This is a genomic window from Williamwhitmania taraxaci (genome assembly GCF_900096565.1).
In the GTDB taxonomy this organism is placed as follows: Bacteria; Bacteroidota; Bacteroidia; order Bacteroidales; family Williamwhitmaniaceae; genus Williamwhitmania; species Williamwhitmania taraxaci.
The window spans coordinates 30,967-45,066 of the sequence record NZ_FMYP01000002.1 but is presented as its reverse complement, the minus strand read 5'-3'; the positions used below and the strand labels follow the sequence as shown (position 1 = coordinate 45,066).

The 14,100-nt window shown below is 36.2% G+C and carries 12 protein-coding genes; all 12 read right to left on the bottom strand.

All coding sequences use genetic code 11. From position 1 onward, the window contains the following. Positions 1-151: 151 nt before the first annotated feature. The gene (locus BLS65_RS00940; RefSeq protein ID WP_170829954.1) at positions 152-1,414 is read right to left on the bottom strand and encodes an O-antigen ligase family protein; all 1,263 of its coding nucleotides are present in this window, start codon (positions 1,412-1,414) and stop codon (positions 152-154) included. Positions 1,415-1,720: 306 nt separating this feature from the next. Further along, positions 1,721-2,848: a glycosyltransferase family 4 protein gene (locus BLS65_RS00935; protein WP_092434359.1), complete on the bottom strand. Its 1,128-nt coding sequence runs from the start codon at positions 2,846-2,848 to the stop codon at positions 1,721-1,723. 74 nt (positions 2,849-2,922) lie between these two features. Further along, the gene (locus tag BLS65_RS00930; protein WP_092434356.1) at positions 2,923-4,122 is read right to left on the bottom strand and encodes an O-antigen ligase family protein; all 1,200 of its coding nucleotides are present in this window, start codon (positions 4,120-4,122) and stop codon (positions 2,923-2,925) included. Beyond that, positions 4,103-5,374 carry a lipopolysaccharide biosynthesis protein gene (locus tag BLS65_RS00925; protein ID WP_092434353.1) on the bottom strand — a complete coding sequence of 424 codons (1,272 nt, stop codon included), beginning with the start codon at positions 5,372-5,374 and terminating at the stop codon, positions 4,103-4,105. The genes BLS65_RS00930 and BLS65_RS00925 overlap by 20 nt, the downstream gene beginning before the upstream one ends. 5 nt (positions 5,375-5,379) lie before the next feature. Further along, positions 5,380-6,606 (bottom strand): glycosyltransferase family 4 protein, encoded by a 1,227-nt coding sequence (locus tag BLS65_RS00920; protein WP_092434350.1) that lies wholly within the window; start codon positions 6,604-6,606, stop codon positions 5,380-5,382. A gap of 279 nt (positions 6,607-6,885) precedes the next feature. After that, on the bottom strand, positions 6,886-8,010 hold the full coding sequence (locus tag BLS65_RS00915; protein WP_092434347.1) for a DegT/DnrJ/EryC1/StrS family aminotransferase: 1,125 nt from the start codon (positions 8,008-8,010) through the stop codon (positions 6,886-6,888). Between the two features lies 1 nt (position 8,011). Further along, complete coding sequence (locus BLS65_RS00910; protein WP_092434344.1) at positions 8,012-8,440, bottom strand: cupin domain-containing protein; 429 nt, start codon at positions 8,438-8,440, stop codon at positions 8,012-8,014. 21 nt (positions 8,441-8,461) lie between these two features. Next, complete coding sequence (gene gmd, locus BLS65_RS00905; RefSeq protein ID WP_092434341.1) at positions 8,462-9,574, bottom strand: GDP-mannose 4,6-dehydratase; 1,113 nt, start codon at positions 9,572-9,574, stop codon at positions 8,462-8,464. Between the two features lie 362 nt (positions 9,575-9,936). Continuing rightward, positions 9,937-10,878 (bottom strand): MraY family glycosyltransferase, encoded by a 942-nt coding sequence (locus BLS65_RS00900; RefSeq protein WP_212590470.1) that lies wholly within the window; start codon positions 10,876-10,878, stop codon positions 9,937-9,939. Positions 10,879-10,929: 51 nt separating this feature from the next. Further along, on the bottom strand, positions 10,930-11,808 hold the full coding sequence (locus BLS65_RS00895) for an NAD-dependent epimerase/dehydratase family protein (RefSeq protein ID WP_092434335.1): 879 nt from the start codon (positions 11,806-11,808) through the stop codon (positions 10,930-10,932). Continuing rightward, positions 11,798-12,946 (bottom strand): glycosyltransferase family 4 protein, encoded by a 1,149-nt coding sequence (locus tag BLS65_RS00890; RefSeq protein WP_092434332.1) that lies wholly within the window; start codon positions 12,944-12,946, stop codon positions 11,798-11,800. Before BLS65_RS00890 ends, BLS65_RS00895 begins: the two co-directional genes overlap by 11 nt. Before the next feature lie 16 nt (positions 12,947-12,962). Next, positions 12,963-14,069 carry a glycosyltransferase gene (locus tag BLS65_RS00885; RefSeq protein ID WP_092434329.1) on the bottom strand — a complete coding sequence of 369 codons (1,107 nt, stop codon included), beginning with the start codon at positions 14,067-14,069 and terminating at the stop codon, positions 12,963-12,965. Positions 14,070-14,100 lie beyond the last annotated feature (31 nt).

Genomic DNA, 14,100 nt, shown 5'->3' with positions numbered 1-14,100 from the left:
TATTGGAACATTGGCACATTAACTCATTATCGAATTGGCATATTGTCCATTTTATTATCTGCAAAATCTGTCGGCACACCTCCTTGAACGAGCAGGCAGTTGATCGATCTGCTGTGCCTTAATTATATTTTCAAATTCTCAAATCTTCAAATTAACTCATTGGCACATTAGTTTCCGCTTTTCTCGAAACCAATACCGTATAGAAAATAGCAAAGAAACCAACCCCAACAACCGAGTTAAGCATACTCTCGAACATAAAGCTGGTGCTGCAAAGGCAAATAAAACCGACCAAAAGCCAATCACGTTTCTTAATCCCAATCCATAATGGCACAAAAAGCATAGCCAACAATGCTAACAACCCAAATATACCAACACCAAGCCATGTTTCAAGGTATTGGTTGTGGGCATTGTGCCTGTATTGCGCGGAAATAGCCATACCTCTACTCTCGTACTGCTTGTGCATTTCATCACGGATATCCCCGGTACCAATGCCCCACACAGGATGATCGTGAATCACTGAGAATGCCGATTTCCATATCCATAAACGAACTGTTGTACCATCCTCCTTATTTTGATTCTTAATACCAACTTGTGCTGTCTTCTCTAATGACTTTGCTGTTTTTGAAATCCGATCGAGCCTTGTAACAACAAAAAATGAAAGAACAAGTAGCGCAACTAGGACTCCCAACCCCAACAGATAACGTCGCTTGGCCAAAACAAGGTAAATAAGCCATACAAAAGCCAACAAACCAAATCCAAGTATCCCCGCTCGACTCTGCAACATGAATAGTGAAGTCATCAAAAGAGTGGCAGTGAGAATCACTACTGTTCTAATTGCAAAACCTTTTCTCCACCATCGATTTAATTCAACACCAATAATTAAAAAAGCAACCAAGAAGTAAAGGGATAAATAAGAGGGATGAATTAGGTAGGAAAAAGTTGAGCCAAAAAAATGGCTATTCATTCCTTTTTCAGGAGTAGGATTAAAAACCCACACTCCATTAACAAAGGTAGAAGTCTGATAGACTGCGTAACCTATAAAATAAAGGGATGCAGCGGCACATCCAAATACAAAAGACCAAAAGAAACTAGCCCTACTCTTTTTGTATATTTCACGATGAAACGGATAAAGTAGTGGTAACAAAAGCAGCGAAAGTTTTATCTGAAAATCAAAGAGGCCTCCCTCTATATCCGAGGACAAAGCAACACCTAACAAGTGAAAGAGATAAAATAGAGCAGGTAAAAGAAGTAGTCCTCTAAACCTATTGGTAGAGTAATCTCTTTTAACGAAATAACTAATAGCAACAAGACATAACCATGCAAAGAGGATTGGAATAAATACATTCATTCCAAATGGCAATGAGAATAAGACTAAATAAAAAACATAATAATCCAGCAAAAGAATTTTTGACATAAATTTATTTCTGTCAAAAAACGAATGATTTGAAAATATGCTCATTAGTCTACACGCTAAATTAAGAACTCGGTTTACTTACCATATCTATGCCACTATAAAAGTTTGCATATCCAGTGCAAAAGTAGGTAAAAAGCAGTTCAGATAGTATTACAAAAACTAAATAGTGCCATAAACCAGAAAATACATTAAGATATAATCTAGTATACTCTTGGCTATATCATAACAACGACTGTATTCTCAGAATTAAAATATAAACCCCAAATCGTATTCGGCAAATTGGGGTAACAGAGGTTACTTCTAGTTTTAAGGCAGACTCTCTTCTATAATATCCAAATAAACCTTATTAACAATTGATTCATTAAATTTTGACTTAACGATTTCACGGCTATTATCACCAAACCTCTCCAAGTCAGCATTCGAAGTATTTATCCCTTTTAGAATAACCTCCTTAAGGCTCTTACTGTTTCGATGTTCACATAGAAAACCATTTACGTTTTCTTCAACAATGTCCCTACAACCAGGAACGTTAGTCGTTATTATGGCTTTGCGACAACTTGCAGCTTCTATAAGAAGCCGCGACAAACCTTCCCTATAGCTAGGACAAACGATAAAATCTGCTAAATCAAAGAAGGTTTCAATATTATCAGTTTTCCCGAGGTATCGAATAAGGCCTAACTGCTCCCATAGTTCAATTTCTTTCTGCGGAACAGCAGTTGGGTTATATGGATCAATAATTCCGCCCAGTAAGAACTCAACATCGGTTATATTGTCTTTTTTCAACTCTTTAATTGCCTCAATATACTCATAAACCCCCTTATCCTTTAGTAGCCTACCAACGAGCAAAAATGTTCTTTTCTTGGTAAATACTTTAGTCGGAATGCAGTATTCATCGGTATCGATTCCAGAACCGGGAACATACCCTGTAATTGAAACTGGCACTAATTTGTGCTTGATAAAGAAAGCAAGGTCATCATTATTCTGGAAAAGAACCATTTCACTTTTTTTCAAAGCCAAACGGTATAACGTTTTTACAAAGAAAGAAGTAATATTGTTATTAATAAGACCTGAACCTAACCCATTAATGGTATTGACAAACGGAATATTCATTACTCCGCAAATAAAGGAACCAAAGATGTTTGGCTTTACAGAGTAAAACAAGACCAGGTCGGGTTTATATACTTTAAAAACGCGTCTTAAGGAGTATATATATTTCAGATTTGTAAATGGATTTCCGCTAGATCTGTCAATAGGCACTATGTGAGTTACTACATCTAACTCATCCAACTTTGAAATTGTGGAATCAGAAAAGTTCTCGTCCGATCCAACAACAGAAACACGATATCCCTTTTCAATTAATGCTTTTATCAGATATTTTCGGAATGTAGGAATAGACCAAAGAATATTTGTACAAATAATAATATGTTTCTTCATCGTGCTATTGGATAGAATTATTTCGAATCAATTTCTTATAATAGAGAACAATGTAAATCATAAAAAACAACAAATTAAATGGTTTTTACCTCCCGAACACAAACGGCAAACATTATCAACAAAAGCCAAGGGTAAGGGTGATAAAAGGTAGAACAGGTAAAGAGATATATGAAGGTGTTTAAAAAGCCGTAAAGGTAAACAAAACGATAAGGAGAATCTATTTTTATGACTCGAAACAGATAAAACCCAAGGAAAACAAATAGAGAAAACAACGATAGCAAACCAGCCTCAATAGCCAGAAACAGATACCAGTTGACAGAGCTAGTTAACCCTTGGCTAGCAAAAAAACCTGGACCAACGCCAAGTATTGGATGGGAAAGCAAATAGGGAAAATCAGTAGCCCAACGATTTAATCGAGAACCATCCAGACCAACTTCTGTTTGAGAAAATTTTTGAAGCAACGGTTGAATGAATGGTATATCCTTTGTAAGAACAATGAATATCATTGAGAAAATAACCAATAATAGAAGTGTAATCCAAATCCAATTCTTCCGAAGAAAGGAGATATTAGTTAAGGTATAAAGTCCAACAGCCAAAACTGCGCCAATTATTGCAATAGCAAAACCTGCGGTGGAAAAGGTAAGAAAAAAACTAACCATCACAATGGTGTAAATAACTATCTTAACGGGTATCCACAACCGAGTTTTATGTAGATGATAAAAAACTAGAGGAACAAAAGTAGTCAGATAGTGAGCCACATAGGTTGGTTCTTCGGTTAAACCATAGCATCGGGGATATCCAAAATAAAATGCATCATGTGGAAAAATCTTAAACATATACTCCTGAATATCTATCCCAAAAATAGTTTGGCTGAAAAACTCAACCAAAATAAAGAGCGAATGAAATATTACTGCAATGCTTAGCGTATTTAGTAGCAATTTATGGGTGGAATACCTAAGAAAAAATAATTTTAGAAGTAGAAAGCCGGCAATAAATACGAAACCATAGGCAACAATATAATTTAATGAATGCCCATTATAATGAGCCAATGCTGCAACTCCCACAAACAAGACTAAGAGTAGAAGAAAAAAATCCTCCCGAAACAATTGTTTGACCGAATATCTTTCCTTGAACCACGAGTAAAGTAGAAAGACCAAAATAGGTAGCAATAGTATATTTGCTATGGTAAAATACCGTCCAAATACAAAGGAACCCGTCCACCCAGCAAAGAAAATATAAAGAACAATTAAAATTCTAGCGACTGTCTTTTCCATTGATATTTGTTTTAAAAAAATGCGAAAGAGGGATTTGTCGATTAACCTGATAGGTGGTTGCAATAAGGAGTATCAGATATGAACACATGGTAACAATCGAAGCTCCAATCATCCCATACCAAGGAATGAAAATAAAATTAAAAATAATATTAAAAAGTGCAGCTATCAGATAGCAGATCATCAACAGCTTAGTTTTTTCCTTTATGGTAAGCATCTCCGAAATAATATTGGAGCAGCCCAGAAAAAATGCTCCCAATGAAACATAGGGAACAATAACGTGCCCAGAAACAAACGCTTTGCCCACAATAAGGGACGATAAATTGTAGTGAAACAAAATAAAGATAATTAGCAAGGGGAGAGCCCCTACAACAAAAAGGAAAAACACCTTTTTAACAAGACGGATAACCGTTGCCTCTTCACCCCGCTCCCACGCCGAATAGATTATAGGAACCAGTGCAGAGGAAATAACTACAGATATTGAATATATCGACTTTTCAGCAATTGAGTAGTTGGCTGCATACAAACCTGCCTCATAGTGAAGCCCATAAAACTTCAAGATAAATTGATCGCTATACATCAGTAGCTGCATGAAAAGGTTAATAAAGAAAATGGGAATTCCATAACTAAGTATCTTACTAGCTATAGCCTTGTTATAGTTAAATAAGCTACCATTTCTAGAAAAATCAATCAAAAAAATAAAGATACTATACGATAGCAGATAGCCTAAAAAGATACCAACCACGCCACTATCAAGCCATAAAAACATGCAGGCCAACGCAAAGCCGAGAATGGGTTGGGCTGCATTTATCGAGAATACCATTTTCAACTTCCGTTGAATCCGAAACTTGGTTACTATTAACTGATATACTGACATCATTACCGTAAGGGCTACGGCAATAATCAAAAGGTATTTAGAGTTAGATACAATATGGAATTTAACCAGTAACAACAGTCCTACTAAGGTGGACAAAAACACTAAGCCTAGGCTAACTAGACTAAGAAATTTAACTGTTTGCGTAAACGACTCTCTTTGGGTTTCATAGGTGGGATAGTACCGTAATAATCCCGCAGCAATCCAAGAATTTACACTAACGCTAATTAGCTGACAAAAAATCATAACCACTGAGTAACTGCTATACTCTTCAGGGGTTAAAAATTTAGTAAAAACAAAAACTATGGCCACCCAAGTTAGTGAAACTAAGGCCTTTGTTACAAAATAGGCAAAGCTGTCTTTCAAAAATAGCTTAAACACAATCCTCAGCGTTTAAAGTTGGTCAGTATAACGTCGAAATAGTGAGACCAAGTGTACTGCTTAAGTTTATCTCGATCATCAATCTTTTTATAGTTGAGCGCTAAATCAATGGAATCAGCAACATCAACCTCAGAATCGGAAGCAGAAATAAATATTCCACTATGGGTTTTGAGGTTGGTGTCAAGTTCTAGGTCTGAAGTGCAAACCATCCTTGTGTCCAACGCTAATGCCTCTAGTGGCGAAATATCAAAATCAGCAACATCGAGGCTGATAAAAACATCACACATCGACTTTACCTTAAAAAGATCTTTCTCAGGAATAAATCCAATAAACTGAACCCTACTCTCTAAACCAAGCTTAACGGTTAAACTCTGCAAGGCTGCTTCCTCTGGCCCCTTACCCGCAATAATCAACCTGCAGTTGGGCGTCTTTATTAAAGAAAAAGATTGAAGTATAAGATCAATGCGCTTTTTCACATTTAACGTGCTGGCCGATAAAACTACTTTTTGATCAAACGCAATTCCAAGTTCCTCCTTTGCTTTCGCAATATTTGGAATATAACTAAAGATATCTGAATTGAAGGCTCCCTTGGCTATTATTGCATCCTTGCCGTAAACTAACTTAACCTCTTTTTTTACCTGCTCCGAAAATACAACTCGCACAAAAGCCTTTCGTGCAGCAAAATACCTCACAACACAAATTATCTCACTTGTAATTACATTTAAAAGCGAGGACTTAGGTCGTTTAAGAGGAATAGTTGAACTATACCCCTTGTATGAGGTTACAATACCTTTCAAATGACGACGAAACATTAATGAATACTTAGCAATATCTTTCGGATATTGATACATTTGGCCAAAAACTAAGTATGCATAAGGAGTGCTAGTAAATATAGATGCAAAATAAACCAAAGCAACATCATAATCGCCCTGTGCTATCATGAACTTTGGTTTCAATAGACGAATTAGCTTAATCAAACTAAAAACGCCCATTAAACGTTCCGCAGCACGTTTAAATACCTTATTGCGTGGTGTATCCGTCTTTCCAATTATATGAATATTTTTACACTCATAGCTACCATCATAAAGAGCAGCCTCATTAAAATGCCAAGTAATTATGTGCACATCGTACCCTTGCTCCCTGTAGTATTTTGCTCCTTCCAAAAGCAATCGTTCTCCCCCAGCAGGAGCCTCTAAACGACCAATAACCCAAACAATTGTACCCTTTTCCATTTTAAATAAATTGTGCCAAATTTCTTACAACTACAATCTGAGATTTTACAACTGTGATTCGCAAATAAATTGAGCCATTCCAGAAACAACCCAACTAAAACCATGTCAGATTCAACAAGTCAACTAACTCCATTTCTTCTAAATACTAAAGCAACAGATTTTAGGGTATCTGTTCGATTTTACCAGAACCGTAGGTAAGCACTTTTTTACCTCCAGCAGAACGTTAATCGAAATAAAGGCTAGGAAAGTATTTAGCTCTGCACAGGTAAAAGTCATTGATTAATTCCCTTTGTAATCGATAATTATTTTGCAGATTGACTCAATATTATCCCTTGTGAGCGCACTACCCGAAGGTAAATAAAAACCATTCTCCGATAGCCAATCAGTTACAGGATAATCCCCCGAACAATCGCAACCATAACTTACTAGTGAAGGTTGAATATTCATCCCCTTAAATAGTAATCGAGTATCCACTCCACACTCATTAAGATGGGCAATTAACTGATCACGTGTTTTACCATACTTTACTGGATCAATAATAATGGAATTCATCCAGAAAACATTGGTGACATAATCTCTTGACTGCTGAAAAGTAATTCCTTGCACACCATATAAAAATTCAGTATAAAGCATATGGTTGGTAATACGCATTTCTTTATATTCATCAGCTCTTTCGACTTGTGCAAGCCCAATTGCAGCATGAATGTTGGATATGCGGTAATTAAATCCAATATCGTGGTGTAGATAGTTGCGAGGTGCATCCAACGGAAAGCACATATTTTTGAAGTAAAGTGCTTTTTTGTATAACTCTTCACTATCGGTAACAATCATACCACCTTCGCCAGTGGTTAAATTCTTATTAGCAAAGAAACTAAAGGATGTAATATTAGCTAGCGTCCCAACTTTTCGTCCCCGGTAGATAGCCCCATGCGATTCAGCAGCATCCTCAATTACAATCAGCTTATACTTTTGGGCAAGAGCGTTTATTTCATCCATATCACAAGGATGACCAAATATAGAAACGGGCATGATTACCTTTGTTCTACTGGTAATTTTCTCCTCTATTTTACGAATATCAATATTCCAAGTTTGGGGATCAGCATCAACAAATACGGGAATTGCACCAGCATAGCAGGCTGCAAAAGCAGTGGCAATCATTGTAAAATTGGGCATGATCACTTCATCCCCCTTCCCTACGCCAGCAGCCACTAACGCTAAGTGAAGTGCCACGGTTCCATTGGTTACACCAACGGCATATCGAGCGCCACAATATGCAGCAAACGATTCCTCAAATGCCTTGACATATTTTCCAGAAGAAGAAATCCATCCAGTCTTCAGACAATCATCCACATACTTTAGTTCATTCCCGTTAAGAAATGGTTCACAAACTGGTATAAATTCCATTTTACAATAGCTTTAGTTCCGACGATTCAACAGCAGAAAACCGCACTTTATCCATCTCTCCAAGGTAAGGCCCCTGTTTTACCTCAATCATCTCAACCTCTTCAAGCATTTGAAAACCATGTCCGCCACCCGCTAAAAGTATAACATCGCCCGGAACCAAAACTCTACTTTCCAAATAGACCTTGGATGCTGAATAGAAATCAACCCTCAGACGACCTTTTTTTATGAGCAAAACCTCCGAGGTATAAAATATCTCTCGTTTTATCGAATTATGGACGTGTGGTAATATTTCCTTTCCTTTCTGATGCTTCATAAAAGCCACCTGCTGTGGCGAATTATCATCCGTAAAAAAAGAGACACCATCAGCTGAGTAATTGTTACGGATTATTAAACCGAGAAACTCTTCACCATTATATATCTTATCAACCATAAACCAATTAAAAAATAAAAACTACCAGTATCTTTCAGTCTTAAAACCGTTATCGGAAAGAAGTTTTTGCCCCTTAAAGTAATGGAGGTCTGAATTAACCATCTCTACTGCAAGATTATGAACAGTATGAACAGGTTTCCATCCCAATAACTTATAGGCCTTGGAGGCATCGCCAAGAAGTAAATCAACCTCAGTTGGCCGAAAGTAAAATGGATCAACACCTACAACTTCGGCTCCAATTGGTAACTGAAATTCTAAATTGCGACACGCTGATACAATTCCTTTTTCTTTTACACCTTCACCCACAAATTCTAGATCAACACCAATTACGTTAAAAGACATCCGCACAAACTCACGAACTTCAGTTGTAACACCTGTTGCTATGACAAAATCCTGTGGTTCATTGTATTGAAGAATACGCCACATAGCATCAACATAGTCCTTTGCATGTCCCCAATCGCGTTTAGCAGAGAGGTTTCCCAACAGCAACTTAGGCTGCATACCTAAGGCAATTCGAGCTACTGCTCGAGATATTTTACGAGTCACAAAAGTTTCCCCTCGAATTGGACTTTCGTGATTAAATAGAATACCATTGCAGGCAAACATATTGTAGGCTTCCCTATAGTTTACCGTAATCCAGTATGCATACATTTTAGCAACAGCATAAGGACTGCGAGGATAAAAAGGGGTATCCTCGTTTTGTGGAATAGCCTGTACCTTACCATACAACTCGCTAGTAGATGCTTGATAAATCCGAGTTTTGTCTGTTTTTTTCAGCAAACGAATAGCCTCGAGCAAACGAAGAGTTCCAAGGCCATCAGCATTCCCTGTATATTCAGCAATTTCAAAGCTAACATGAACGTGGCTCATTGCAGCAAGGTTGTAGATCTCATCGGGGTTCGTCTCCTCAATTAGACGAATTAGATTTGGAGAGTCGGTAAGATCACCGTGATGCAGGAACAAGTTTGTCTTCTCTAAAAGCGGATCTTTGTAAAGATGATCAATACGATCGGTATTGATTAAGGAGCTACGTCGCTTTACCCCATGTACAATGTAACCCTTATTGAGAAGAAATTCGGCCAAATAAGCTCCATCTTGACCTGTAATACCTGTAATTAGTGCAGTTTTTGCCATTCGATAATAATTATCCTCTTAACTGAAGCGCAAAAATACCAATAAAAAACTATCCAATAGTGGATAGTTGCATGTAAACGTTAATAAAAAAAGAAAGCCTCCGAGTAATTGCTTCTGAAAATCAAAAAACGAATCTTCATTATGGATGTATGCAAGTTCTAAGTGAGTGTCTAAAATTTAACTATCAGCACATTACGCTAAATATGATAATATCTAAAATTTAATGGCAAGACTTAGAATGAGACAAGGCTTATTCTATTTAAACCAATACTACTTTGAGTAATCATGTAGGATTGATATAGTTAACTTGCAATATAAACTGGAATACCGATTTTCTATATCTTCATGGTTGTATTTTTCTCCTACTTTTGAAATGGAAAACGTTTATCCACCATTTTCATAATTAGGTATAAGTAAGCGAGGTTAATTCCTAAAAATATTAGTGAATAGATTGGATAACGAATAGCCAACCACACCAGTCCCAATATGGAGAAGTTAATAAGAAGAGAATAAATTACAGTCTTTTGATGGCTAAATCCAGACTGCACAATACGCTGGTAGGCATGCTTTTTGTGAGCCTTAGAAAGGGTTTCTCCGTTTCGCCAGCGGCGGAAAAGCGTAAGCGAAGCATCAAACCAAAACAGAGAAGTGAGCATAAGCCAAATAATAATTGACGAATCACCACTGTTTTGGTAATAAACAGCAAAGACCCCTATGGTAAATCCAAGAAGAGTGCTCCCCACATCGCCCATAAATATTTTTGCAGGTTGCCAATTCCATACCAAAAATCCTGCTGTTATAGCGGCAAGCAATACAGGGGCAATACCCCCAAATAGCAAAAAGAATGAGAATCCAATGAAAATCACCTCAGCGCTAATATAACCATCGATACCATCGAGAAAGTTGAACAGATTAGTAAACCAAACTATACCTATAATGGCAATAATACTAAATAGATATGGCACCGTAAGCAAACTAAACCCAACGTCGATACTATTTAGTCCACCCAGAAAGATAAGCGCCAAGGTTGCCGAAGCAGTTTGAATAAAAAGACGTAGTTTAGGGGATATAGTAAAGACATCATCTACAAGGCCAATAACAGAAATAGGTATGCCGCAGAGTAGGGCAGAGAAAAGTGCTAAATCAATATCCTTTTGAAAAAAAAGAAAACCAATTGCTAAAAACCAAGTAATTGCAATAGCAATACCCCCGCCCCTAGGTGTGGGAATTGAGTGGGAGCTACGCTCGTTGGGCTCATCAAGGATGGACTTATTTAAAGCCCATTTTCTTACAAAATAGGTCAAAACTAAAGATGCAAAAAAAAATACGAAGCAAAAAAATAAAACATTCATACCTTATTTTCTTCTAGTTTTATACCATTTTACCATTTCACAAATCCCCTGCTCGCTTGAATATGGAGGCGTAAAATTAAGAACCTTATTCGTGTTGCTATTATCTAAAACCAGAGAACCGTATAGCCGATATGTTATAGAGGGCAGTATTCTTCTCACTCCAGCCAATATAAACTTTGGGACTTTAAGTAAACTCACCTTCCGGTTAAAACCAGCAGCAATTAACTTTATCATCTCTGAAGTGGACAAAGGAGATCTATCACCAGCAATGAAAATACCGGAAGCCTGTTCTTCAATTATTTTCGTCAAAAGAGCCACCAAGTTACCTATATACACTACAGATCTTTCATTGCGAATATCACCAAGAGGTAATAAGGGGAACCTTTCAACCAACCTAATTAAACTAAACATATTCGCCTTCACTCCTGCTCCATATACCAGAGGCGACCTAACAATCGCAACCTTGAAGTTATCATCTTCAAGCCCTCTAATTAGCAATTCCGCCTCATACTTACTTTTACCGTAGGGATCTGATGGAGCACAATCTGATACTTCAGACCAGGAACCTCCGTTTGCAGTTGATTCTCCATATACCTTAGCGGTGCTCATCAATACAAACTGCTTTACACCTTGCTCCTTAGCACTTTTTGCAACATTGAAAGCTAAATCACGGTTTACCTTAAAATACTGCTCTTCCGGTGCTCCCTTCATTTGATGAACAAGAGCTGCAAGATGAAGAACAGAATCTATATTATTAAAATTAATTTTATCAGTTGTTATGGATAATAAATCGATCTCAGTAATGTTAAACTGCTCCGAATTTCTTATGAAGTTTGAACCAACAAAACCGGAGGACCCCGTAACTAGCAGTCTATTTTTCATATAATTTCTCAATTTCGCTCCAGATAATTTCTTGATCAAAATACTTAGTTACAAAATCCCGACCATTACGACCATGTTCATTTGCAATAGATGGATGATTTAGATAATACTCAATCCCATTGGCAATTGAGATACTAGAATTCTCAACAAATATACCGGTAACATCCTCAATTATTGAATCAATACAGCCAGTGACTCTTGTTGTAAGGATCGGTATTTGCATTGATGAAGCTTCAAGAACACTTGTTGGAAAGCCTTCCCGAAAAGAAGGCAAAACATAAACATTCATTAAAGCATAATAGTATTCAATATTTTCATTTATAAATCCTGTGATTATAATATCTTTATCTTTTTGTATTTGATTTACTATATCAATTGGTAATGAATCACGTTGTTCAAACATACCCACTAGCAATAATCGAAAATCATTACCTGGATTACTCTCCTTAACCAAGTCAAACGCTTGAATTAGTTGAACAATACCCTTATCGCATACCAACCTACCACAGTAACCAATTACTATTGAATCTTTTCCCAACTCCAACTTAGTTCGTAATTCCTGACTTTTTTGAAGATTAATTTGGAATGGATTAAATACCTTAATAATATCAATACCAGTACATGTTCCTTTACCTAAAATGAGTTGTTTATCAGCCCTATTTAATTTATCGACCAAACTCCTCTTATAAACAGAAGGACTAACACAAACTATGTCCGTAGCACAAAAAGCAGTTATTCGATCTAAAGTAACTAATAATTTTCGTTTAAAACCTGTTGAAGTTTCATATACCAAACCATGACGAAAATATATACGTTTGGGAACTCTCAATAGGTATGCAGAAAGCATTGCCAACAAACCACCTTTGGGAGTATGGCCTACAACTATATCGATTTTACTAACCTTAATATACCGACATATTTTAAAAATCGCGATTAAATCTTTAATAGGCCTAATCGCACGGAGAATATTGACTTCAGAATAATTAAACTTCATTTTATCAGCATAATCACTCAAGAGTATTGACGGGCTGCAAATTACATGAAGATTATTCCCTTTGTTATTGAAATAAATAAACTGGTCACCTATAAAATATGGTAAAGTAAAATAGATATTAGTGACATGCAATATATTCTTCATTTAGAAAATAATTTAATTAACTAAGAGAGGCCTTGTAAGTTAAGATATAGTCTCGTGCAATTTTATCAATTGGGTAAATATCGATTATTCTTTGCCTTGATAAACGTCCTATTTTTTTACTCTCTTCTAAGGATAAGTGAACCATTTCAGATAATCCTTTATATAGAGCATATGAATTTCGTGGTGAAACAACCCTACCAAAAGAACCCATAATTTCTCTTACATCTGAAACATCTGTAGCCACAACAGGTAATGAAGCCAACATGTATTCGCCAATAACGTTAGGAAATGCTTCAGTAAATGATGACAATACACCAATATCAAATCCTGAAATAACTTCAAAAACTTTATTAGTCGTACCAAAAAAGTGAACATTTGAGGCTAAACCAGCTTCTGAAATAAATTTTTTAAATTCGGAATCAAATAGATCACCAACCAAAATAAGATGGGCATTAGAAAAATCTACAACTAATAACTTAAATGCATCTATCAAATTATAATGATCTTTCTGTGGATGAAATCTAGCGACCATTCCAATTAAAACAACATCCCCAGATAATTTAAAATGCTCAAGGAGTTTACTTCTAGCCAAATTTTTATCTATTATATCTGGTATAGAAAAACCATTGGGTATATAAATGACCTTAATCAATGGATAACTAGATTTACCCAAAAAAAGCACCTCATGTTTTGAGTTAACAATAATACCACTAGTAAGTTTGGATCCTAGTTGTAGGATTTTAAATAAAATTCTGTTTCGAAAGTTAAGCGATAACCATTCTTTAGTCGAGCATCGGACATTCCAAAACAACTTTATAGAAGGACGAAACAACTTTACAAGCAAACCAATAATTTCTGCATGATACATCCAACTTTGAAGTATATCTGGCTGATAATCCTTTACAACTTTAATTAAACGATAACTAGCTCTGATAACATTAAAAGATTTTTTATTAAACAGAGGATAAACGTTATTACCCCTTTTAAGTAAAGGACTAAGTGGACATCTATCAATCAAAACAACAATCCGATGCTCATTATCGGAATCCTCGTTAATAATCTTTATTAACATATTCTCAGCACCACCATAATCTAAAGACATAATAATATGTAATATTTTCATCTAGATTGAATTAAATTATAAGAAAAAAAAC